Below are 25,260 nucleotides of genomic sequence, written 5' to 3'. Positions count from 1 at the left end.
CTGCATCATAATGGTACGACAGAATGACTCTCGTATTAGTTGATTATAAAACAGATTGTGCAAAACGCAAATGTTAATTAAATGGGTGAAAACAAAGTGACATAAACGTAGAACCTAAGCAGAAACTTTTCACAGGGACAAACAAATTCCGGATTGAACCTCATAGACTGATACAAGGCTCCGTTCTCATACGATGATTACAATCCTTGATGAAGGAGGTGATCTCCATTCCTCTTGTCGTTCGTTCAACCGTCAACGCTACGGGAGCAATTACGTTTACAGGCAATACACTCGGTTTGAGTCGTTCCGATGCGGCAGGGGTGCCAGGAACACAGGACAGTATTGGGGCATTCACAACGACCAATACGGCCGCAAGTTTTGGGACATATCCACAGGGTACAACCAATTTATATCAGAACAACAGCTCAGCTGCCATACTTGTTCTTCCTCCGGGGAGTACAGTTTTTTACGCCGAGTTGATTTGGGGCGGAAGTTATATTAATGGCAACGTTAACTTAAGCTCTGCCATCAATAATCCGGTCACATTTATCACACCTGCAGGGACATCGAGTGTTACACCTGACCCGGCGACATACAATCAATTTGATCTGGGCAACGGCGCTGCCGGGTATGTGCGTTCGGCCAATGTTACGACACTTGTGCAAAATGGGGGAGCGGGTACATATATCACCGGAGCGGTTGTCGGAACGATCGTCATCAACAATGATGCCACGGCCAACCATGCAGGCTGGACGCTAGGAGTCATTTATCAAAATCCGAACCTGCCTTTCCGAAACATGTCACTGCGGGCCGGCGGAGTACTTGTCCAATCGACTTCCGCACCGGTAGTTACCACACTGACAGGATTTGCGACTCCGATCTCTGGTACGCTCGGGGGAAGAGCGCTGTTCAGTGCGCAGGAGGGTGATGCAAACCGGACCGGAGACCAGGCGTTATTTGGACCAACGTCGGCGACTTCGGTTGCCTTGTCGGGACCAAACAACCTGGCTGCCAACTTTTTCGCTTCCCAAATCAACGGAGACACCGGAGCACTTAACACGACAGGAACCTTCGGAACCCGGAACCAGATCAACGGTGCACCAGGCTCCAACATTTCTGGCGGACGACAGGGCTGGGACATAACCAATGTGGATGTGTCAGCCAGACTGATTAACAATCAATCTTCAGCCGTGTTGACATTAACAACATCGGGAGATGCATACATCGTCAACGGCAATGCCATTCAAGTCGATATTAACGCACCAAGAATTACCTTATCGAAGGGATCAACGGCCACTGGTGCGGTAGCAGGGGATAGCATTCTCTATACGGTTACCGTTGCCAATGCAGGTACGGCCAGCGCCGCCAGTGTGGTGCTATCGGACTCACTGCCTGCAGGACTTACTTTTATTCCAGGAAGCGTCACCGTTGCAGGTGTATCTCGTCCAACACTGGATATAACCGCAGGCGTTCCGCTGGGTTCATTAAACCTGTCCAGCAGTATAGTTGTAACCTACCGGGCGCTTATCGGACAGGATGCAAGCATTCTGCAGCTTGTGAATTCGGCTAATGCGGCTTTTACGTTTCAGAGTGTGGCAGGAGGTCCGACCATAACAGGTGTAATTCCATCCAACAGCTCCACACTTCCTGTATATTCACCGAACCTGTCCATTGTGAAGTCGGGGAGTACCACCAATGCTACGGTCGGTGACACGGTAACGTACACGCTTCAGGTGAACAACGGAGGGAATGTTGCGGCGAACGTCATATTGACAGATAACATCCCAAGTGGCAGTTCGTATGTAGCAGGCAGCTTCCGCCTGAACGGAAATGTTATTGCAGGTGCCAATCCGGCGACTGGTGTGAATTTGGGCAGCCTTGCTGCAGGCAGCGCGAATACCGTCACCTTTCAAGTGCTTGTCACAAGCTTGCCTACACCGCCAACCCTTGTGGATCAGGCTACCGCTTCATATTCGTTCAACTCTCCTGACGGACGAACCATATCGGGTACAGTAGCATCGAATACTCTAACGATTCCGGTGACTTTACCCAATGTAACCGCAGTTAAATCGGCTTCGGTCAGCGATGTAGCCGTAGGGGAGACATTCACCTATACCGTGGTGACCACGAACGCCGGTATTCAGCCGATTAACAATGTGATTCTTACGGATTCTCTTCCTGCAGGAACCATATTTGTTCCGGGGAGTGTAACCGTAAGGGGAACTATCGTAGCATCGGCTAACCCGAACAGTGGTATCTTTATTGGAACACTGACTGCAGGGAGTTCCGCGACGGTGACGTTTCAGCTTACGGTTCAAGCCTTGCCTGCATCAGGTTCGCTGCTTAATCGGGCTTCTGTGTCCTATAGTTCAGGTGCATTTACGGGCATCTCCAACTCCAATTCGATTACAACCCCTGTGTACCAGCCGATCATCGCCATCAACAAGTCGGCGAGTCAAACGAATGCAACTCTGGGAGATCAGCTTTCATATACACTGGTGGTGACAAACAGCGGCAATATAGGGGCTCAGGTTACGGTGACCGATAAGATACCAGCTGGATTGACATTTGTCCCGAATTCAGTAACGGTGAATGGTACTGCACGTCCGGGAACCAGCCCACTAACCGGAATAACGCTGGGCAGTCTCTTGCCAGGAGCCACGGCAACGGTGGTGTTTCGCGCTACTCTCAATACACTGCCATCTCCGCCCACACTGGAGAATCAGGGTACCGCAACTTATACGTACCAGCTTCCGAGTGGACGGAATCTCTCAGGGTCAAGTCAATCTAATATCGTTCGCATATCTGCATCAGCGCCGAATATTTCCATTAGCAAAACCGTGAATATACCTGATGCGACAGTAGGCGACATCCTCACCTATACGGTCATTGCAACCAATGCAGGCATAAGTGCAGTCCAAAATCTCGTGATTTCAGATATACCTTCCGGCTCAGAATTTGTACCAGGCAGTGTCACCATTAATGGAACAGCTGCGGGGAGTGCAAGCCCCGTTTCAGGCATTGCTGTTGGAACCTTGAACAGCTCAAGCAGCGTAACTGTTACCTACCAGGCTAGAGTGGCTTCTGTTCCATCTACAGGTTCGGTTACCAACCGTGCAGGTGCAGCTTTTACGTCGGGCAGTTTTAATGGGGTTTCTACATCGATCTCAGTTAGTACACCTGTATTTCAGCCCGTCATCCAAGTGGTAAAATCGGCAAGCACAACGAATCTGACGGTAGGCGATACGTTTAATTACAGCATCCAAATCAACAATACAGGTAATATTGCAGCCACGGTTACCTTGACCGATCCCATTCCAGCCGGAGCTGTATTTAGTACGAATAGTGTCATTATCAACGGGGTGCCCACACCGGGTGTAAGTCCTGCAACAGGAATTAATCTGGGGTCGATCGCAGCTGGCTCAAGCGCAACGGTTACTTTTGTAGCAACGGTCACAAGTTTACCTGAATCAAGACAGCTGACTAACCAGGCGGTCGCATCATTCAATTACACTCTTCCAAGTGGAAGAACAATTGCCGGATTCTCGTCATCCAACACCATCACGATTCCCGTCTCTCTTCCCAATGTAACGATTGTTAACAGTGACAATGTAGAGTACGGCGTAGTCGGGGATGTCATCAGGTACACATCTGTTATTCGCAACAATGGAACAGTAGCCGTTAACAATGTGGTATATGTCAACCCTCTTCCTCCGAATACCCCATTTGTACCCGGAAGCGTCATTGTGAACGGGACTTCATTCCCGCTCTCCAATCCGACCGCCGGCATTCCAATCGGTACTTTGGCTCCAGGAGCTGAGGTTACCGTAACTTTTGAGGTGACGATTACTATGCCGATTCCTTCGCAGATTAACAATCAGTCGACGGTCAGCTTCACATCCGGTTCATTCTCAGGGTCATCATCGTCCAATACGACAGAGACTCCGGTCATTCAACCGCAGATTGCACTTGTCAAAACGGCCAATACCGTTAATGCGACTGTAGGTGATACGGTCGTATACACGGTGACTGTCAGCAACACAGGCAATTTGCAGGCAAATGTTACCGTCACAGATACCATTCCTGCTGCAACTTCTTTTGTAGCTAACAGTGTTGTGGTATCTGGTGTGCCGCAGCCTGGAGCGACGCCTGGAACAGGCATCCCGGTAGGCGTTGTAGCGGCGGGAGCGACAGCGGTTGTCACCTTCGCGGTTGTCGTGGATACCCTTCCGTCACCGCAGCAGCTCAGCAACTTTGCGACATCTTCCTTTACCTTTACACCGCCTGACGGACGAACCTTAACAGGAACAGCCACCTCGAATACGCTGACGTTCCCGGTTTCATCTCCAAACGTAGCTGTCGTTAAAAGCACAACTTCGACTGCGGCTGCTGTAGGCGACACCGTTACTTACTCCATTCTCGTAACGAACAGCGGTATAGCCCCCGTAAACAATATCCAATTGTCGGATCCGATTCCTGCAGGCGCATCCTTTGTCACAGGCAGTGTCACGGTGAACGGGGTGGCGCAACCCGCAGCCAATCCAGCAGGGGGGATATCGCTGGGTACACTTGCTCCGGGAGCCTCCGCAACGATTACTTTCAGTATCCGTGTCGACACGATTCCCCCAAGCGGCCAGTTGAGCAATCGGTCCACTGTGAGTTTTACTTCAGGGGCATTCTCAAGCACGACGTTTTCCAATACAGTGGTTACGTCGGTATTTCAGCCAATTCTCTCGGCACAAAAGACAGCAAGTACACAAAACGCTACGGTCGGAGATACGGTTAGCTATACGGTCACCGTTTCTAATACGGGCAACTATGGTGCCCAAATCAACTTGACGGACAATATCCCTGCGGGAACCATTCTCGTTCCTAACAGTGTCATTGTGAATGGTCAGCCGCTGCCTGCCGCGAATCCAGCCACAGGCATTTCGGCAGGGACTGTCGCTGCTGGTGCAACAACAACCATTACTTTTTCTGTGGTCGTTGATACCTTGCCATCTCCACAGCAGCTGGTGAATCAGGCTTCGGTGGCTCTTTCCTTCACCTTGCCTGACGGACGGACCATTACAGGTTCGGTGCTGTCCAACGTACTAACCATTTCGGTCTCAGCTCCGGACGTCGATGTGGTGAAATCGACGACGTCAACGGCGGTATCTGTCGGTGATATTGTGACGTACAGCGTCGCTGTAACGAATAACGGAATTGCGACGGTGAACAACGTAGTCTTCACGGATGCAGTACCGGCAAGCACTGTCCTCGCGCCAACCGGCGTATTTGTAGATGGTGTGCTCCGCCCGGGTGCCAATCCTTCCACCGGAATAACCATCGGTTCTATCGCACCTGGTGCTACCGTGACCGTTGTATTTAGTGTGCAGGTTACTTCGCTCCCGGCAAGTGCAGTTTTGAACAATCAGTCCACAGTCAGCTTTACTTCAGGCGTGTTCTCAGCCACAACATTTTCCAATACGGTTACAACGCCGGTGTACCAGCCGATCCTGACGGCGGTCAAGACGGGGGATCAGGCGATAGCCACGGTAGGAGATACCGTTGTGTACAGCATCGCCATCTCGAATGCTGGGAACTATGGGGCAGCCGTTACGTTGACCGATACGATCCCGGCCGGGACTGAGCTTGTACCGAATAGCGTTATAATCAATGGGGCATCAGCACCGGGGGCCGACCCCGCCTCAGGTATTCCGCTGGGCGTCGTTTCCACAACGACCATGGTCATGTTCTCGGTCGTCATTGTTACCCTTCCTTTGAGCCAGTCCATAACGAATCAGGCTTCCGCAACTTTTACGTATACACTGCCAGATGGAAGAACGCTGGGGGGCAGTCTAACATCCAATTCACTTAACATCCAGGTGTCTGCTCCGGATGTAACTGTAACGAAGACCACAGCTGCGGTAGATGCGGTGGTCGGTGATACGATCGTATACGAAATGGTTGTAACCAACAACGGAATTGATCCCATTAACAATGTGTTACTGAGCGATCCGATCGATCCTGCCACAACATTTGTCACCGGAAGTGTTCTGGTGGATGGCGTACCGCGCGCCTCGGCTAATCCAGCTCTGGGAATCGCACTCGGCACAATTGCACCCGGCGCCTCAGTAGCCGTATCCTATGCCGTCCGTGTCAATTCACTTCCTACTCCACCCGTTGTGAGCAGTCAATCATCCGTAAGCTTCACATCGGGTGTCTTCTCGGGTGCTTCTTACTCGAATACGGTAATCACACCGATCTATCAACCAATCATTGCCGTGACCAAGACAGCAAACACATCCAATGCGACAATCGGCGACACCATCGTGTACTCTTTCTCGATCAATAACAGCGGAAATTTGGCTGCCAATCTGACATTGACAGATGACATTCCGGATGGGGCTGTGCTTCTTCCGAACAGTGTCTTGATTGATGGTGTTCCACAGCCAGGTGCCAATCCGGAAGCCGGAATCGTGGTAGGTACCATACCACCAGGTGGATCTGTTAATGTGACCGTCACCCTGGAAGTTACCGTGGACACTTTACCGCAGAATCAGCAGCTAATCAATCAGGCCGTGGCCAATTATACGTTCAGTCCGCCGGATGGCCGTCAGTTAACGGGAACCGTATCCTCCAACGTTCTGGTTATTCCTGTTTCTTCACCGGATGTAGTCGTTGTCAAAAGTACAGACGCCATTGATGCTGTTGTCGGTGATGTCATTACCTATACGGTTGTTGTAACGAACGCGGGCATCCAGGTGGTCAACAATGTGGTGATGGTAGACCCTGTACCTGTAGGAACGGTGTTTGTGCCTGGAAGTGTTACGGTGGATGGAGTGCCACGGCCAACTGGTAATCCAAATACGGGAATAACGATCGGATCGATCGCTGCTGGTGCTTCGGTAACCGTTACATTCAGAGTAGAGGTCGTGGTGATATGAGCCAATCCTCCGGTCCGTTGTCCCACTGGCTACAGAATCAGTCACTGGTTCGATTCAGCTCGGGTACGACTGAACTGGAACAGGTGGCTTATTCCAACACCGTTGTTACACCATGGGTTGGACCCAAACTTGAAGTAAGAAAGGGCTGCAATGTGACTGTTGCTGCACTGGGGCAGTCACTAACTTATCAGATTGAGGTCAGGAATACGGGGAATCGAACAGCCACCGTTTCTGTGGTCGACCCGCTTTCGGAAGATACGTCACTCCTTCCGAACAGTGTACTTCGCGATGGTATTCCGTTACCAGGGGCATCACCCGAACTCGGGCTGCCTCCTGCGGAGGTGGCACCAGGAGCTATACTACGCTACCACTTTCAAGTTGCCATCGTGCGATTACCTCCGACATTAAAGGTGTTGAATCAGGCGCAGGTAAACTATGAATTTCTAACACCAGAAGGCAGGACGGTTACAGGCCGAGAATTTTCCAATACGGTTGAGGTCACTCTGGCCTCATCCCGTCTGGAGATAGCCCTTCAGTCGGACCATATCCCGACCTTCTCAGGGGATATTGTTTTGTACAGTGTTGTTGTGAGCAATCCGGGATTTCTGACAGCTACAGGTGCCAAGGTGACCATCGCTTTGGCTCCTGGCCTTGTGTTTATTCCCGCAAGTGTTGTAATCAATGGAATGTTTGCCCCTCAGATGACCCCAGATTCTGGAATGGAAATCGGTGACATTGAGCCCGGAAGTACGGTTACCATTCAATATCGGGTACAGGTTGTTTCGGTAAGAGATGCTGAAAGCATTCCAACTCAGGCGGTGCTGGAGTATACTTCTGCAGGCAAGCAGGAGATTGTTTATTCGAACGAAGTTATACTTGAAGTCATCCAGCCTTTGATCTCGATTCAAAAGAGGGTACATCCAGTAGTTGCCTCAGTCAATGACACCATACGATATGACATTACCATAGCGAATGAAAGCAATTATGCGGTGGATGCCAAGGTGTCAGATTCATTGCCAGCCGGCATGACTTTTCTGGAAGGGAGTCTTAGCTGGAATGGAGTCAAGCGGCCCGGGGCCAATCCGGTCAAAGGCGTTAGCCTGGGAACATTGACAGCACGGTCTGTCATTAACATTCAATTTGAAGCCAAAATTATTGAACACGGGACTGTGGTGCTTGAATCATTCGAGCTGGTGAACCAGGCGCGTCTCTTGTATACGTATCGATTGCCTGATTCACGTACGGTGCAGCGCATGGCCGCTTCCAACGAAGCAACAGTCTACCTGAAGAGTCCTATGATTAAGGTCCACGTTGAAGTGAACCCCAATTTAGTCGAGCAGGGAGGATCTGTTATTTTTCAGGTCCGAGTCGAGAATACAGGCTCTCTGTCTGCTCGTGTACAGTTGACAGGCGTTCTTCCACCGGGAGCCAAATGGCGCGCTCAAGCGGAAGGTCAAGTTCAATGGAACATACCCGAATACTCTTCGCCAAGATATCTGCATCTGGGAGAACTGGCTCCGGGTGCTGAGAAAAACATCTCTTATGTAGCGCAGCTATCGCCAGAGGAGACGGGAACGCTGAATGGTTTCCTGACTGCCCTGTATACCTATGAACTCAATGGACAGAGAAGAAGCGGTGAAGCTCGGTCAAACGAGTACACGATTGTGATCGAATACCGCGATGAATAACGTCAATCAATTAACAGTGATGAATTGGGAAATTTGCTCCAAATGACTTCCATGACATTACACGAACGCAAATGAATGGTATACTAATTGAATATGCCCTCGGCAAACAACCCGTGGAATCGGGACGTCGGATTAGCTGTAGAGGAGGCCTCCACATTGGCAAAAGCAAAAGTTGCAAAAAGACCTACACGGGATGAATTTGAGCTGGAAGAGCTGGGGAATCAATTGGTTGAAGCGTATCATGAGCGTTCGGAAGTGCTGTTGACGGTATGGGGGAAAGAAGAGCAGGTGCAAGGGGTTATTGTTAAGCTGGATTCCCGTACTCGGCTGGTACATGTTGAACACACTGAAGAGGAGTTCATGGCAAAAGTACCTTTTCTCGATATCATGCGGGTGGAATCTCCCCGTTATTAAGAAGTGCAATTTTAAATAATAGGGCATTCGCCCGGTCAAACCCGCTCTTCCTGCATAAGATATCCCATACCTGTTGCAGAGGAGGTACGGTCAATGAGCGAAGTATTAGGTGGAGAAACAAGAGGCTACGGATACGGAGGTTTCACTTCTGTAGGTGCCATTCTGGTTCTGTTCATCCTGTTGGTTATCATCTCCAAAGCGTTCTTGGTATAATTCATTTCTCCAAATGAATGAAGAGAGCTCTGCCATTCCGGCAGAGCTTTCTTTTATTCTGATTCGCTGCATATCTCATATGAAGAACATAAATTCGTTCATTGGCCGATTAGGTAGATAATCCATGTCAGTCGAACGTTCATTATGATAGAATAGGACCATTCCTAGAGAAAGCATGAGGTGTGTCAAACATGAGTAAAGAGCTAACACAAGCATTGAACCAACAGATGAACTTTGAATTTTATTCTGCCCATGTATACCTCGCGATGGCAGCATACTGTTCCAGTGAAAGTCTGGACGGCTTCGCGAATTTCTTCATTGTACAGGCTGAAGAAGAACGATTCCATGGCATGAAAATATACAAGTTCCTGAATGATCGCGGACAACGCGCGACGCTGGAGGCTTTGCCGGAACCGAAAAATGAGTATACTTCCATGCTGGATGTGTTCGAGCACGGATATGCACATGAACAGCAAAACACGAAGAAATTCTACAACCTGGCCGACATTGCCCTGAATGAGCGCGAGCACGCCACGATGTATTTCCTGAAATGGTTCATTGATGAGCAGGTAGAAGAAGAAGCGTTGTTTGACAGCATCATTCAGAAGCTGCGCCGTATTGAAAAAGACAGCAATGCCTTCTACATGCTTGACGCTGAGTTCGGTAAACGTTCATTCACCGCTCCTGCAGAGTGATAGGAGTGCAAATTAGTCACACGTATTCCATGTTCATGGAGTATACCGTTCTACATATGAAAAGTCTGCCTTTGTGCAGGCTTTTTTTACTGTGTTTTTTAGTTCTAATGGATCTAAAAGGAACAACTTTTAACTTGAATCTATCAGATCATTCAAAATAGGTTAATGAAACATATGTCAAAAAAGATCTATCCTCACGGGCATGATTTTCACTGGAAATCTATCAATTTCGTTTTATTTCATTGGCTAATCTGACAAAAGTGTAACTCGAACGTAGCATTTGAAGCGAGAATGAGGCATGTCCTTTTTGTTAGTATTTAGATTATCGCCAAGGGATGCAATGAGAGATTCGAAGACACCCGGGGAAATACGAGACACAAGGGAGATTTATATTTATGTTACATATTCGCAAGTCATTTATTGCTGCACTCGCCATCTTACTTATGATTCCACTCCTGCTGCCTCAGTCAGCATCCGCGAAGCCAAGTGCTTCAAGCTCTGCTGGAGCAAAAGCGAATGCGAAGATCATATATCTTACGTTTGATGATGGGCCTACAGCCCATACAGGACAACTGCTGGATATCTTGGATCAGTATCATGCCAAAGCGACATTCTTTATGCTCGGACCGGAAATGAAGCAATTTCAAAAAGCAACGAAACGGATTGTTGCGGATGGGCATGGCTTGGGACTTCATGGTGTCACACACGTTCCTAGCAAGTTTTATCAATCGGCATATAGCGGCTTGAAGGAAATGCAGCAGGCGAATATGACGCTAAACAAAGTTGCTGGAGTGAAAACAAGTCTTGTTCGTACACCTTATGGCAGTAAGCCATATCTCAAATCATCTTACCGTAAAGTATTGCTTGCTCAGGGTGGATTCCACCTCTGGGATTGGAATGTGGACTCCGAAGATTGGAAATACAAGAAAGATCACCAAAAGGTCTACAACAGTGTAATGAAGCAGATCCACACGGTTCAAAAGAGCGGTACAACACCGGTTGTACTCATGCATGATCAGGAAGCGACATTAAAAGTACTTCCGCAATTGTTGAAAACATTGAAAGCAGAAGGATACCAATTCAAAGTATTGACCAAAAAAGTACAGCCGGTTAATTTCTGGAACGATAAACGTTAATCTAGTTAAACTCTATGGAAGTAATAATGAAACATAATTCACTGGAAATAAAGACATCGAGGAGGCTAGCATCATGAAAAAGCAAAAACGTTGGGTCATCATTCCTGTTACCACTGCTGTGTTACTTGCGCTTGCAGGTTGTGGAGGGCAGGATGACAATACGTCACAGGCAAGCAATACGCCTACTTCGACTTCAGGAGAGCAAACTCAATCCGGGAGCGGTGGGGCGGATCTTGCGAACACTTCAGAAGGAAGCAATACGGCAGCAGGCTCGGCCAATAATGAAGATAGCTCAGAGGATACCAGCACATCCGCAGGTGAAACAACCGGAACACAAGGGCAATCCAGCATGAATGATGTCATTCAGGAAATTCGCAGCCAGTTGAAGATGAAGAATGCCGTGCTGCCGACTTCATTCGCCCTGGATAAAGGTAAACATCTGGCAGCAGCCATTCCTGTCAATTCGTCAGATGCTTTCAAAGTGAATTTCTATTCCGTAGATCAGTCCATTCCGGTCAATGATGCTTCTTTGACGTCTTCCACTAACGCACCTAATGTGCTCGCATCCTATGAAGTGAAGACTTATAAGGACCCGGATAGTTCAGGGATTTTCCCGGATACGGATCTGGACAACATTCCCGATGAAATGTCTGTTGATCTTGGACATGGAATCAAAGGCATGGCCGAAGGTGCCGCAGGGAGTCAGTATCTAACCTGGAAGGAAGGCAGATGGACACTGCAAATTCGATCGGTTTCCGAAGATAAGATGAACAATCCGGGAATTGCCAAGAAAATGGTCGAGTACTTGGAATCACATACACTGCCTGCTCCGAAGGATAAAGGCTTCGTAAACGTGGAGTATCCGAGTGGCGGGAAAACGGTGAATGTTACGATCTCATGGCAGGAAGGCAAGCAAATCCATCAGCTGCAAACGAACCAGGTGCCGAATAACGCATTAGGTATGGTTGCATCGGTCAAATAAATATACGTAAATAAAATAGCTTGGCTGGGAGTGGAAGCTCCTGACCAAGCTATTATTTGTGTCGTAATGGGTTGAAGCGGTACTTTCATTTGAACCAGCCCTTTTCCTTGGAACGGGTGATGGCTTCAATCCGATTGCTTGCATTTAATTTGTTCAAAATGATGGATATATAGTTGCGGACCGTACCGGTTGTAATAAAGAGGTGTTTGGCAATTTCCTTCGTGTTCTTGCCATCAGCCATGAGGCCGAGAACGGCATTCTCTCGCTCCGTAAGCGGATTTTCCTCTACATAGGCCTCGTCCACCAGATCAGGGGCGAAGATCCGGCGTCCGTTCATAACCTGGCGTATGGCTTCAGCCAATTCCTCGATCGGACTGTCCTTTAACAGGTAACCTCTAACTCCGCCTTTTAGTGCACGTTCGAAATACCCTGTTCGAGCAAAGGTCGTTAAGATAATGACTTTGCAGTTCGTTCCTTTCAGTTCCTCTGCAGCTTCCAGCCCACTTTTGATAGGCATTTCAATGTCCATTAGGCATATATCCGGTGTATGCTGCTGGACGAGTTCAAGCGCCTCCTGCCCGTTGCTTGCCCGGCCAACCACTTCCATGTCTTCTTCCAGATTAAGCAGGGAGGAGAGGGCACCCAGCATCATGCGTTGGTCTTCGGCGATGACGATTCTGATCATGTTTATTCCTCCTTGATTGGTTTGCGCACGAGCTTTGGTACCTGAATAATAAGCTGCGTCCCGTCTATGTTTGGTCCCGAGCGAATATCCAGACAACCATTAACAAATTCCAGTCGTTCCTTCATGCCAAGAATTCCTGTACCGCGGCGTTCTTTGTTATTACTGTGTTCCATTCCAATACCGTTGTCATGCACAGTCAATATGTTATCGGAAGGTGTCTCTTTCAGCCTGATGGTACATATTGTTGCCTGGCTATGCTTGACCACATTCGTAACGGCCTCTTTCAGACACATCCCCATCACATTTTCATTAAGCTGAGAGGTGTCCTGCAGCTTAGGGTTGCCATCCAGCTTGAACTCGATCGCAGCAGCCTTCAGGATCTGCTCGGCACGGTACAATTCATCAACCAGCTGTGTTCCGCGCATCGTAGTAACCATTTCCCTAACTTCCTTGAGTGCTGTGCTTGCCGTTTGACGCAAGTCGTTTAGCTCCGCCTCAGCCTGCTCGGGATTGACACGAAGCAGGCGTTTCGCCAGATCGGTCTTGAGTCCAATCAAGGAGAGTTTTTGTCCAAGTGTATCGTGCAGATCCCTGGCGATCCGCTGGCGTTCTTCCATTTTGACCAAATCATCCAGTCGTTTGTTAGCATTTTCCAGCTGACCCTCCAATTGCTCCCGTTTGTTTTTGTTATACGTGCTTACCGGGAGAAGAATGGATGCCATCAGACTGATGAATACAAATGGAAATTGACTAAGCAGCCTGGAGCTCTGAATGATAAATCCGTAATTTATGGTCAGAAAGCTGGCAGCCAAATTGACCGTATAAAGAGTAATGAAGCCGGCTTTGTTTTTAATATTCCCAATGAAAAAAGCTAGAAACAGGGAGAAATATGCATAATCATACGCGATCGTCATCGTTATGGAAATGGCAATCAACAGACCGATCCACATATATACCTGCCAGCCCTTGGTGATGAACGCAAGCAAATAACAAACGAAAAAGAGAAGAATGATCACGATTCCTGTCACCAAGGTCCACAGTTTTGAATACTGCGAAATATAATAGAAAGGAAGGATGAAAAAGACAAGCCATACGTACGGATTTAAACCTGTATTTTTATAAAAGAGCTGTGACCACTTTTGAATGGAATTCTCCTCCTTGAGCGTGATTCTTGTACTCCAACTTTAGCCTGACTGTAGCACGACTTCAGCCTGAATACAAGAAAACGAATCCGACAGAGTTTAAGGCTTCTCTGTCAGACCCGCTTGATTGGTTACGCGTATAGGTGGCTTGGCATAAGGCTTGCGGTATATCGATTTGATTTCCCTGAAGCTGATAAATCGTTTGGACTCCTCATCCCACAGGCGGAAGCGAAGGGCTGCCAAACTGGAACGAAGGGTAATTGTCGTTGCCTTTTGCAGCGGTGGTGTCGCATTATGTGCCTCTTCAAGGTAATAGTTCGGTACACGCGGACTCAGGTGATGAACATGGTGAAATCCAATATTACCGCTGATCCATTGCAGCAGCTTCGGCAGCTTGTAATACGAACTGCCTTCTACAGCAGCCTTAACGTAACTCCATTCATCCTCATGCTCGAAGTAGGTGTCTTCAAACTGATGCTGAACATAGAACAGCCAGATTCCGAAGAAGCCGGAGAAGAAGAAGACGGGTGCCTGCACCATAACAAAGGCCTGCCATCCGACCAACCAGGACATGAATGCATAAAGTGCGACGATCAATACCGTAGTCAGATGTGTGTTGATGCGTTCTTTGCGACGGGCAGCCTTGCGATTAAAACGATAAGCAATCAGGAATACATAGATTGGACCGAGTCCAAACATGACAAACGGATTACGATAGATACGATACCACAGCCGTCCCCAAGGAGATGCAGCCTTGTATTCTTCAACCGTCATGACCCAGATATCGCCTACTCCACGTTTGTCGAGATTGCTGCTGGTGGCATGGTGGATGGAATGCTCCGCTTTCCATTGTTGGTACGGAGTAAGGGTCAAGACGCCCGTAATGGTACCCAGAATGTCATTGGCGCGTTTGTTTTTGAAAAAGGAACCGTGACAGCAGTCATGAAAAATAATGAAGGTCCGAAGTACAAATCCGGATGCCACCAAGGCAATCGGGAAGGTTAGCCAATACGAAACGGATAAGCTGTAATAAGCGGCGGCCCACAACAAGAAGAGTGGAAGGATCGTATTTATGATTTGTCGGATACTTAATCGTAGATCATTTTTCTCGTAAGGGGTAACTTCTTTTTTCAGTGCCATTTCTTTTGCTCTGCTCATGAATGGTAGTCCTCCTTCAGTCGTTATAACCAAGCACGGCTATAACCCGCGTTTCCCTGATGTGTCTTGGAGGGAAGCGTTTTTACCATTGTAAAAGAATCGATGTCATACGGTAAGTCATAAACGTCAGCCATCTGTAATGATGAATATCAAGGATGGCACATGACGTTTGTCATGGTTGGTGTCCAATTCGCACTCAGGATTGAGCAGATCAGAAGGTGATTTTCTGATTCCTTTGCACATTTCGTGCAACAATTTGTATTATGTATACAAATTTTGCTGGTGACATGGTAGAATCTATCATTGTGAGTGCACATGACAACTTATGAGCCTGATGGATAGGTTGATTTCTGAAGGATTGGAAGGAATACATGATGAAGAAACGATTAACGGATATTTTATTTATTATGGCGGGGGCTTTTTTATTTGCCCTCGCGGTGAATTTGTTCGTCATTCCAAATGATCTTGCTGAGGGTGGCGTTACGGGGATCACCATTATTTTGTATTATCTGTTCGAATGGTCGCCCGGTTTAATGAACTTGATTTTGAATGGGATTTTGTTAATTGTGGGTTACCGGTTTCTGGACAAGACCACGACGGTATATACCATTATTGCGGTGGTATTCAATTCCTTGTTCCTGCATCTGACGGAGAGCTGGACGATTGATTCGCATGAGCTGTGGATCAATACGATTTTTGGGGGATTATTTGCCGGTCTCGGGATTGGTTTAATTGTAAGAGTTGGCGGTACAACCGCGGGAACCGTCATCTTGGCGAGACTCGCCAATAAGTATCTGGATTGGAACATCAGCTATGGACTTCTATTTTTTGATCTGATCGTGGCGTTCTCCTCTTTCTTCATTATCGGGGCACAGGGACTTATGTGTACGATTGTCATGCTGTTTGTTGGAACCAAAACGATGGAATTTATCATAGAAGGGCTGAATCCGAAAAAGGCGGTTACCATCATCTCGACGAAGCAGGATGCGATTGCGAAGCAGGTCATCGAGAAAATGGATCGCGGTGTAACGGTTCTATCGGGCCATGGTTACTATACGAAAACACCGAAAGAAATTCTCTATATTGTCATTAGCAAACAGGAAGTTCCCATGTTGAAGAAGATTGTACGGGCTGAGGATGAGATCGCGTTTATTACGATTCACGATGTTCGTGACGTATTCGGTGAAGGGTTTATCGAACTGTCCAAAACATAATGTATATATGGAAGAAAACCGTGGTGAATGATGACCGCGGTTTTTTTTGGTATCCAAAAAGCCCTTCTCCATCGAGAAGGGCTTAAGGCTTTCATTAATGATGAGTTCCTTTTCTGATTACACCATATTTAACAGTGACATGACAGTGCTTTTTAACCTTGGTGGGAACATATTTGATTTTAGTTACACAAGTTTTGGTAATCTTTTTGTAATAGCATTTCGTTACGGGTGGATGACATCTATGCTTCTTTCTGTTCATTGCGACCCCTCCTGACTAGTGATAGTTCATTCTATGTAAGGGTCATCATTTCGGAAACATATAAACGTCTAAAAGAGTATAAAAAGTTTACGAGAAATGTATGGCTCTAATTACCGTACATGTGTCTCTCAACTTCGGATAGAGCCACATTCACATCTTCCTCTGAATTATCAATATAAACGACGGAAGAAGCAGGCAGCGGCCAAGCTACTTGTTTACGGGCAAGGGAAGCGGTGAAGGTATCCCAGTTAGCCAGTTTATATTCATCAAGTGGAGATTGTCTTGCCACAATCCGCTTGTGATACAACTGTTCGTTCGCCAGATAAATGTAGGCTACGCGAACATCCGTATCTTCCAATGAACGACCGATTCGGCTGAGCTCTTGCTCAATCCAACCCGTTGTTTCGGTTTCTTTGGTAAACGGTCCGACGACCACGGTATCAATTCCTAATTGAACGTTATCCAGTGCCGCATCCATCGTTATGCGATATCCCAGATCTCGACATAGGCGTTTGTATTCAGGTGAATCCCGGTCAGATGGATCCAGTCCCTGAAGCGTCATGATTGCCTCGGCAGCGGGGCGGAGCAGGATATCCATATCGAAGAAGGCGGCCTTATATTTGCGGGAAAGGGCTTTGGCCAGGGTCGTTTTGCCGCTGCCGGCACCGCCGAGAAAGAAAATCAGTTTACTCATGAGAGTCACCCTCCTTAATAGAGCTATTTTATCACAAAGAAGATCGAAACGATGGATAGACAGAATCACGAAATCGTAATCAAATAATTAGATTAACCCCGTATCGTTAATAGAGGTGTCAGGCTGCGGAAACCAAATATGGCGCAAGTTGACCCAGCCCTGACTATTAAACGAAAGCCCGCGCACGGAAGGCAGATAGGCGGTTTCCACAGGTTTCTCAGATAAATGAAACATCAAATGATGATCCAGCAAAAACTGTTCAATCCGCTCAAGGCCTGCAATTCGATCTGTCATTAATGGTGACTCGATAACGGTTTTCAGCATCATCTGCACACGCAATTGTGTGGATTCATCCAGATGCTCCGACAGGGTAAGATAGAGGTCTGTCCTCCGCAATTCTTCATCCTGGTCCCGGATCAGGGAGAATAATATGAGATCGGACTCCAGCCGCAGTTGACCTTTGAATTGTTCCATCGTTGCCGTATGAATCTTGCAAGCATATCCGCATTGTTCCAGTTTGGCTGCGATGAGAGCAGCATCCTTTCGATATTGTGGAATGGTAGCCAGCTGTAAGGGAATCGACTGATCCTTGACCAAGGGATTATCAGAGGATTGGATCACGCCAGTAATGCATTCGTATAGATGAGTTCGTATAGCCGGATCGCTTAGCGGTCCGGTTTTTTGCGTGTTACAAGTGAGCAGCTTATTCACCATGACACCCGCACTAATTTGTGTCCAGTCAGCACCCTTAGCGGCAGCCGGATTCGGAACAAGGTGGAAGAAAGGTGTTTCCGCTTCGGCATGTTCTCCCCATTCGGTCTCGGCACTCCAAGGAATCTGCAGAATATCCACCCGGTCCAGATGGGCTCTTCCTTGAAAATAGGCCGGGAATGCTTCCAGTCTGCACAGGTGTTCATCCCATAACGTCACCTTGAAGGGGCCTGTTCCTACAGGCTTTTGCAAGGACGTGGATTCAACTGACTTGTCATCGCCAGGCTTCGTGATGCTGTCCGAAGGGACTATGGCTGCACGGCTTGTGGCTAGAAAGGACAGAAATAATTCATGCGGTGCTTTAAGACGGAAAACTACGGTGAGCGAATTCAGGGCTTCCACAGATAGAATCTGTCTGCTCACATCCCGATACAATGTACGTCGCTCGGTAGACTGCAGCCTGGCAAACGTATGCACCACATCTTCTGCAGTCAATCGTCCTCCATTGTGAAACAGGACACCTTTGCGCAAATGAAAAAGCCAGGTTTTCCGATCTGGGCTAACATCCCAGGTGTGGGCAAGACATGGAATGATATCTCCTTGCTCATTACGCTGAACCAGCCCATCAAACACATGACTGGTGACAAAGGACTCGGCAAGTAGATTAATATACAGCGGATCAAGGGCATGAAGCTGCTGCTGCAGTGGCAGTCTCAACGTATCAATTCGCTCGTTATGCTCCCCTGCTTCTGTATGATGGCCCGAGTAACCGAGCAGCCAGTGGTTTAAATGCTCTCGCATCATGGTCGAGGTGGAGAAGGCGCGCACCTGTTCAGCGGCCTGATGCAATTCACGGCGATTGAGGGCTTGCATCATATATTCTGCTGCGATCTGTTCGGCTGGTACGAGCAGCGTGAGTGTTGACCTGCGGCCTCGGCCACGCTGAGAGATCCAGCGAATCCAATCGCAGGCCGCCATTTTTTTGACAATGGTAAGCGTATTTCGATGTGTGCAATCGAGCAGTTCTGCGAGCTCGGATAGAGTTGCTTCATGCTCGGTCATATCACCAAAGCGGGTATGAAGCAGCAAATACTGTTGATGCAGTTTCACGATTTCAAGCCTCCTCGGAAAAAGAGCTGGTGGTGCAACCGAACTAAAATAAGAAACTTTATCTCCTATAATTTCTCTTTATCTTCTTATTTTATCATCTAGAATAAAGTCTAGAAAGATAATGGAGGTTTTTCCCATGATTGAGAAAATACTGGCTTCACCGAATCGTGCTTTGATTACGCTGTTGTCTGCCTTGCTCCTGGCGGTTATTCATCAGTATTTGTTTTATGGAAGAGAGCCAGGCGTATCGTATCTGCTCTTTGTGCTTCTCTTTTATGCATTTATGTATGTGTTTGCGAGGGATCGAATCCGTACATTAACCCTGATTGACGCATGGATGGCTGCAGTCGTACTCATGCTCGCGCTAACCTTTTTACTTTTTGACAATGAACTGCTGCGTGTTCTCAATTTTCTGTTCGTCCCCGGTTTGATTATTTTACATATGACTTATTTGGCTGGACGTAAGCGGAAGCAGTGGTGGGATCTCCGAATCATCGGTACCTCTCTGGATCATTTGCTGCCACAATCAATTCGCCACTGGGGGACCATCGCAGGCATTGTGGTAAAAGCAGGAGGACGTGGAATGGAGAAGTCCCAGAAAGCAGTTCTGGTCAAAGTTCTCATTGGACTGGCCGCATCCTTCCCGATCCTGATTGTGGTGGTTGCATTGCTGACTTCCGCAGATGGCGTATTCAATCAATATTTGTCCGGTTTTCCGGAATGGTTGAACCATCTGACCCTAACACCTGGATTTCCGAGAATCCTCTGGATTTTCATAGGAGGTATTTTGCTGTTTAGTTATGTATGGGGATTCGTTCAACCTATGGAGTACGAAGCTGAGAAGAGGGAGAAAGCCCATTGGAAAAATGCAAACTTGTTATCGCCTGCGGCAGTACATGTCTCCGATCATGACCATGCAGACCAGAAGAATACGGAAACCGAATCGAGCAAGACGGTTGAACCCAAAACCCATACTCATTCCATCCCTACCGGCAGGGAGACGTTGAAGCTGGATCCCATCATCGTGGGCACCATGCTGTTCGTTATGAACTGTGTGTATGTACTGTTTGTACTTGTACAGTTTTCCTACCTGTTTGGTGCAGGGAGTGGGCATCTTCCCTCTGACCTGTCTTACGCAGAATATGCCCGCAGTGGCTTTGCCGAACTTGTGCTGGTCACCAGTATTAACTTTCTCATTTTGATTGTTGCACTCCAATGTACAAGACCGAGTGGGAGAACAGCTTCGATTATTCATCAGGTGCTTCTGCTTATTCTTGTGGGCTGCACAGCCATCATGCTGTATTCTGCGTTTATGCGTCTCCATCTGTACGAACAGGCATACGGGTACACGTATATTCGATTCTTGGTACATGCCTTTATGATTTTTCTGGCATTGCTGCTTCTCATCGCCGGTTTACGCATCCGATATACCTCCATTCCACTGCTTCGCTGGTACATTGTACTGTCACTTACAGCTTATGCAGCCGTCAATTATGTGGGTATGGATAACCGGATCGCCGAGCTGAACGTGGAACGTTACCATAAGACCGGTAACATTGATGCAGCTTATCTGGCGAATTTGTCAGCGGATGCAATTCCGCAGTTAAGAAAGTTTGCGCAAGAGGAATTTCCGGCACTGAAGGATCATCTATTGGAGCGTGAAGCTTACATGAATGAGAGAGAAAACAGCAGTTCCTGGCCTTCTTATAACGTGGCAAGACATAGGGCTGCGAAGGAATTGTCCAAATTGAGAACAGAATAGCGATTCGTTATGAAATTTGAGCTGTGAATTTATGCAAAACGGATATGTAAGTGTTATAATATAAAAATGAACCTATAAAGGGGGTGAATCCCTTGTTTGAACTTCAGGAGTTATTACCTTATTTATTCTCAATAGGGCTTATTTTCACCGTGAGCTATGCCTACATTGCCCATCTGCACTGTGGATTGACAGAGTACTGGATGGAAGGCGGAGGCGGAGACGGCGTTGAACCCGGACTCCCTACACTGACGCTCGATGGAAAGCATAGACCTGAAGATTTAACCAGGATGATCAGACGTAGAGAAGCACCGGATGAAGATGAGCCAGATTGTACATCCTCGTTGGACACATTGAAACCCAACCAACGAGGAGGATATATATGGAACATAAGACAAGCAAGGGATTCACTTTTACATCTGGCAAGGGACGGATCTATGGGCTGATAGCGATTTTATTTGCAGTCATGCTTTTGGCCGGATGCAGCAACAATGTTTCGGAGATTAACGCTTCAACACCTGGATTTTTCAATCACTATATTGTATTTCCACTGTCGTATCTGATTCAGCACATTGCAACCATCTTTGGTGGCAGTTACGGCGTCTCCATTATCGTGATTACTTTGGTCATTCGGCTTGCGCTGCTGCCTTTGATGATGCGGCAGGCCAAATCCCAGCAGGGAACCCGAGTGATCATGAATGCCATGAAGCCCGAGATGGATGCACTTAAGAAAAAATACGAGGGCAAGAATGACGCAGCAGATCGTCAGAAGCTTTCCCAAGAGACGATGGAGCTGTACAAAAAGCATAATTTTAATCCACTGAATATCGGCTGCTTGCCGCTGCTGATTCAGCTGCCAATCCTTTCGGGAATATACACAGCGATTCGGCTAACGCCAGAGCTGTCTTCACATTCTTTTTTGTGGTTCAAACTCGGGGCACCCGATTATGTGCTTGCTGTTGTGGTTGCGGTTATCTACTTGATTCAGGCAAAAGTTTCACAGGCCAATATGGCACCTGAGCAGCGAAAACAGTTTGCAATCATGGGGTACATTTCACCGCTGATGATGGCCTTTTTCTCTCTGACAGCACCTGCAGCCATGCCGCTCTATTGGACGGTTGGCGGTTCATTCCTTGTCCTTCAGACGTTATTGTTCCGTAGACTGTATCCGGTGGAACATTCTCAGGAAACAGTAATCCTGCAGGAGAAGAAGATCAAACCAGCCAAAGGAACCAAACCCGCAAAATCATAGTTGTGACTTATCAACAAAAAACGCTATGAGAAGCGCAAGCTGGTTAGGTGTACTCAAGCGAATAGAACAAAAGAAGCGTAATCCTTAGATGGATTACGCTTCTTTTTTGTTCTCCGGCCTTCTTAAACGGCACGATCATCTTTAAGTTGGAAACGGGATACAAAATACCAAATGAGCTCCCGGCGTGAGTATACGCTTGTCTTGGCGAAAATGGATTTTAAATGATCCTGGACTGTATACGCGGATATATTCATCGCTGCAGCGATTTCTTTGGAAGAGTAGCTCCGGAGCACATAGCCCAGCAATTCCCGTTCACGCACAGATAAACCGTGACTCTCCGCAAGCAGGGGTAGCAAATCCTGCGGCATAGCCTGTTCAAGTCTGACGGCGATCTGATCCGGACCAGTCATCTGCTGCATGCGACTTGCGTGTAGCACAAGATATCGACCATCCAGTAGCTGTATGCAGACTTTGGAAGGTGACTTTGCGGACAGCTCCGAAGATACAGCCGATGACAGCGTCTGGCTCAACAAATGAGAACTAACTGCGCGTACCGGACGAGGCAGAATGTCCGGGCCTACTGACTCAAGCCGCTGCAATTGGGTTAGCCAATATTGTGCTGAGTCATTGGATGACAATAACTGAAAGGTATCGGTTATCATTATAAGCCCCGGATCGGCTGGACTTCCTTGTCTGATCTCATCCATAAGTGACAGACTGGTCCTTTTCAACATCCTGGCTATGGAAGTGGTCCATTCTTCAATCCATTGCCCTTCCTCTTCCGAGAAGAAAGGCTGATCTGCCTTTCGATAGAGGGTGAGGTAACCCCAACACGTCTCGTCACAGATCAGGACTGCTCGAAGCTCATCCCTGAAACCAGCAGGCTGCAAGATCGAACGATATCGCAAACTTCGTTCGGGCATAGCATGGATGGATGCCTGTAGAAGGGCGATAGGCTTGTTGCTGCGAATCAAGTCTGCATATTTATGTACATCGTCTTCCGTATATTCGTTAATGAACAGCCGATCATGTATCGCTTCAATGCCGTCTTCTGTCACAGCACCGGTTGATAACAGGGTCTGTGGGTCCACTGTCGTAAAACAGTATGCATCATATGGAACAACGGCGTGGATTGCTTTTAGTACGGCTTCCCTATAGGTACGGGAGGTCCAGGATCCTTTTTCGAGAGACGTTATGGATGTTCTGCCTTGCTCTAATGCTGACTTCATATCAGGTGTCTCCTCTCCCGCGGGGGTATCCCATTGTTCTGGGATTGTAGGCTCATCGTACTCTTTTATAATGAAATTAGATGAATCAGGAGTCAAGTCTAACATCAACACAGAAGGAGTGTGGCACCATGAACGCTGATCACTCATCCCTGATGAGCTGGAAGACAGCAGATGAAAATCGTTATGAACAATCCATTTCCCTGAAGATCCCGGGATATTCTCATATGCATGATCTGATGGAGAGGCTGCTGGCTGCATCATTAACGGATAACAACGAATCTAAGATACTTATTGCCGGTGCCGGAGGAGGAAAAGAGATTGTTTTGCTGGCAGATAGGCACCCAGGGTGGACATTCACCGGTGTGGATCCTTCCGAACCCATGCTTCAGTTAGCGAAGCGAAGGATTGCTGAAGCAGGAGCAGGACCAAGAGTGAAGCTGGAAGGCATGATGGTGGAAGACCTGCCACTGGATGAGTTATACGACGGGGCGACAAGTATGCTGATGCTGCATTTCCTTCAGGGTATGGAGGCGAAGAGGAAATTTATGACCAGCCTCGCTGCGAGGCTTAGATCCCGAGCACCACTGGTTCTTGCCGCTGTTAACGCTGACCTGTATTCACCTGCCTATAAGGTCATGATGAATGCATGGAGGGACCACATGTTAAGTGCGGGAATAACACGGGAAGAATGGGATCGGTTTGCGGCATCCCTGGGAAGGGAGTCTGATCCGATCTCGTCCGAGCAGACCGTCGCGCTGCTCTCTGAATGTGGTTTTACTCATATTACACGCTATTTCGGAGCATTTTGGGTGGAGGGTTATTATGCAATTCGAATCTAGTGTTAAGACAAATAAAGAGCAGATTTGGGTCGTAGGCGGTTATGGCCAAGTAGGACGAATGATATGCACTCAGCTCGGGAAATTGTTCCCGGGTAAGGTGTGGGCGGCAGGAACTCGTATGAATCGAGCCGAGGAATTCAGTCGCTCTACAGGGGGGACTGTGAAGCCGCTGCAGCTGGATGTGAGGCAAGCTATCGATCCGGCCATGCTGGAATCAGTCAAGCTGGTTATCATGTGTGTGGACCAATCGGATACGCGGTTTGTGGAGGCATGCGCACAATCGGGAACGGATTATATGGATATATCGGCGAAGGTGGATTTTCTTGCTCAAGTGGAAACATTACATAAGAAAATGCAGCGTAATAAGGCTACAGCCATGCTTAGTGTGGGCCTGTCACCTGGCGTGACGAATCTGCTTGTACGTGAAGCAGCTGCTCAATTGAATCAGGTGGATGAAGCAGATATTACCGTCATGCTGGGACTGGGAGAGAAGCACGGAAAGGCAGCGGTGGAGTGGACGGTTGATCAGATGAACGCAACTTATACTGTGATGAAGGGTGGTAAGCCAACCGAGGTCCGGAGTTTCCAGGATGGTAAATGGATTGATTTTGGACCAGCGCTGGGACGCAGAAAGGCATATCGGTTTAACTTCTCGGATCAACACGCGGTTGCCCGTACGCTCCATATTCCAACCGTGTCTACTCGCCTATGCCTGGATTCCCGCTGGATTACAAGATCCATGGCGATTTCAAAGAGAGCAGGGGTGTTCAGCTTACTGGGTTTCCCTTCCATCCGAAGCGGCACCGTCAAGGCATTTGGTCTCATTCCCGGCGGAGAGGAGATGTTTGCAGTCAAGGTGGATGCAGCCGGATGGAAGCAAGGCAAACCGGTTCGAGTAGAGCAGCTGCTAGTGGGTGAGCGCGAAGCTGATTCGACGGCAGCGGTGGCTGCAGCGGTTGCGGAACGAATGTACCGGACTGAACTGCCCCACGGCGTCTTCCATATTGAACAATGTCTCACTCTGCAAGATGTTCAGCATACGCTTCCATCACCGCTGAACGTCGTGACCGTTATCAAGTGAGCATTTGGCCTAAACGCATAAGCGACATCTAATCTTCAATATAGACAATGCTCTAATCCCCTATATTATG

Annotated in this window: 18 protein-coding genes; 12 read left to right on the top strand and 6 right to left on the bottom strand. The window is 47.9% G+C overall.

All coding sequences use genetic code 11. From position 1 onward, the window contains the following. The first annotated feature begins 209 nt into the window (after positions 1–209). From AC3WQ3_RS20385 to AC3WQ3_RS20355, 7 genes are all read left to right on the top strand, one after another. Entirely contained in the window at positions 210–6,929 is a 6,720-nt protein-coding gene (locus tag AC3WQ3_RS20385; protein WP_492473315.1) for a DUF7507 domain-containing protein, read from the top strand. Further along, positions 6,926–8,617 (top strand): COG1361 family protein, encoded by a 1,692-nt coding sequence (locus AC3WQ3_RS20380; protein WP_492473314.1) that lies wholly within the window; start codon positions 6,926–6,928, stop codon positions 8,615–8,617. Before AC3WQ3_RS20385 ends, AC3WQ3_RS20380 begins: the two co-directional genes overlap by 4 nt. Before the next feature lie 156 nt (positions 8,618–8,773). After that, positions 8,774–9,031, top strand: coding sequence for a YolD-like family protein (locus AC3WQ3_RS20375; protein WP_095287528.1), 258 nt, complete (start codon positions 8,774–8,776; stop codon positions 9,029–9,031). A gap of 93 nt (positions 9,032–9,124) precedes the next feature. Continuing rightward, positions 9,125–9,244 (top strand): hypothetical protein, encoded by a 120-nt coding sequence (locus AC3WQ3_RS20370; protein WP_017688846.1) that lies wholly within the window; start codon positions 9,125–9,127, stop codon positions 9,242–9,244. A 191-nt stretch (positions 9,245–9,435) separates the two neighbouring features. Next, positions 9,436–9,939, top strand: coding sequence for a ferritin-like domain-containing protein (locus AC3WQ3_RS20365; RefSeq protein ID WP_154893447.1), 504 nt, complete (start codon positions 9,436–9,438; stop codon positions 9,937–9,939). A gap of 395 nt (positions 9,940–10,334) precedes the next feature. Next, the gene (locus AC3WQ3_RS20360; protein WP_336779782.1) at positions 10,335–11,075 is read left to right on the top strand and encodes a polysaccharide deacetylase family protein; all 741 of its coding nucleotides are present in this window, start codon (positions 10,335–10,337) and stop codon (positions 11,073–11,075) included. A gap of 73 nt (positions 11,076–11,148) precedes the next feature. Further along, complete coding sequence (locus tag AC3WQ3_RS20355; RefSeq protein WP_492473311.1) at positions 11,149–12,057, top strand: hypothetical protein; 909 nt, start codon at positions 11,149–11,151, stop codon at positions 12,055–12,057. Between the two features lie 85 nt (positions 12,058–12,142). On the opposite strand, the gene AC3WQ3_RS20350 is transcribed toward AC3WQ3_RS20355, so the two are convergent. The 3 genes from AC3WQ3_RS20350 to desA all read right to left on the bottom strand — a co-directional run bounded on the left by AC3WQ3_RS20350 (position 12,143) and on the right by desA (position 15,042). Further along, entirely contained in the window at positions 12,143–12,742 is a 600-nt protein-coding gene (locus AC3WQ3_RS20350) for a response regulator transcription factor (RefSeq protein ID WP_127536079.1), read from the bottom strand. A 2-nt stretch (positions 12,743–12,744) separates the two neighbouring features. Beyond that, the gene (locus AC3WQ3_RS20345; protein ID WP_492473343.1) at positions 12,745–13,887 is read right to left on the bottom strand and encodes a sensor histidine kinase; all 1,143 of its coding nucleotides are present in this window, start codon (positions 13,885–13,887) and stop codon (positions 12,745–12,747) included. A gap of 96 nt (positions 13,888–13,983) precedes the next feature. Continuing rightward, positions 13,984–15,042 carry a Delta(5) desaturase DesA gene (gene desA, locus AC3WQ3_RS20340; protein WP_127536077.1) on the bottom strand — a complete coding sequence of 353 codons (1,059 nt, stop codon included), beginning with the start codon at positions 15,040–15,042 and terminating at the stop codon, positions 13,984–13,986. 374 nt (positions 15,043–15,416) lie between these two features. Here desA and AC3WQ3_RS20335 point away from each other — a divergent pair, with 374 nt between their 5' ends. After that, entirely contained in the window at positions 15,417–16,256 is an 840-nt protein-coding gene (locus AC3WQ3_RS20335) for a YitT family protein (RefSeq protein WP_095287770.1), read from the top strand. A 365-nt stretch (positions 16,257–16,621) separates the two neighbouring features. Here AC3WQ3_RS20335 and AC3WQ3_RS20330 read toward each other — a convergent pair whose 3' ends face one another. Together AC3WQ3_RS20330 and AC3WQ3_RS20325 are read right to left on the bottom strand one after the other, a co-directional pair. Beyond that, the gene (locus AC3WQ3_RS20330) at positions 16,622–17,209 is read right to left on the bottom strand and encodes an AAA family ATPase (protein WP_154893441.1); all 588 of its coding nucleotides are present in this window, start codon (positions 17,207–17,209) and stop codon (positions 16,622–16,624) included. A gap of 87 nt (positions 17,210–17,296) precedes the next feature. After that, positions 17,297–19,030, bottom strand: a complete 1,734-nt coding sequence (locus AC3WQ3_RS20325) for an ABC transporter substrate-binding protein (RefSeq protein WP_492473310.1) — start codon at positions 19,028–19,030, stop codon at positions 17,297–17,299. 136 nt (positions 19,031–19,166) lie between these two features. On the opposite strand from AC3WQ3_RS20325, the gene AC3WQ3_RS20320 reads away from it, so the two are divergent. After that, entirely contained in the window at positions 19,167–20,792 is a 1,626-nt protein-coding gene (locus tag AC3WQ3_RS20320; RefSeq protein ID WP_492473309.1) for a DUF4153 domain-containing protein, read from the top strand. Positions 20,793–21,171: 379 nt separating this feature from the next. Then, a complete protein-coding gene (gene yidC / locus AC3WQ3_RS20315; protein WP_492473308.1) occupies positions 21,172–22,041 on the top strand; it encodes a membrane protein insertase YidC in 870 nt (289 codons plus the stop codon). 122 nt (positions 22,042–22,163) lie between these two features. Here the strand turns inward: yidC and AC3WQ3_RS20310 are convergent, their stop codons facing one another. Continuing rightward, positions 22,164–23,270 carry a helix-turn-helix transcriptional regulator gene (locus tag AC3WQ3_RS20310; protein ID WP_492473307.1) on the bottom strand — a complete coding sequence of 369 codons (1,107 nt, stop codon included), beginning with the start codon at positions 23,268–23,270 and terminating at the stop codon, positions 22,164–22,166. 128 nt (positions 23,271–23,398) lie between these two features. Between AC3WQ3_RS20310 and AC3WQ3_RS20305 the strand changes: the two genes are divergently transcribed. Together AC3WQ3_RS20305 and AC3WQ3_RS20300 are read left to right on the top strand one after the other, a co-directional pair. Beyond that, positions 23,399–24,109 (top strand): class I SAM-dependent methyltransferase, encoded by a 711-nt coding sequence (locus tag AC3WQ3_RS20305; RefSeq protein ID WP_492473306.1) that lies wholly within the window; start codon positions 23,399–23,401, stop codon positions 24,107–24,109. Continuing rightward, complete coding sequence (locus AC3WQ3_RS20300) at positions 24,093–25,190, top strand: saccharopine dehydrogenase family protein (protein ID WP_492473305.1); 1,098 nt, start codon at positions 24,093–24,095, stop codon at positions 25,188–25,190. The genes AC3WQ3_RS20305 and AC3WQ3_RS20300 overlap by 17 nt, the downstream gene beginning before the upstream one ends. Positions 25,191–25,260: the final 70 nt, after the last annotated feature.

Source organism: Paenibacillus sp. FW104-T2 (assembly GCF_058789975.1).
The sequence above is the reverse complement of the archived record's forward strand: the minus strand, read 5'-3'. Positions and strand labels throughout refer to the sequence as shown.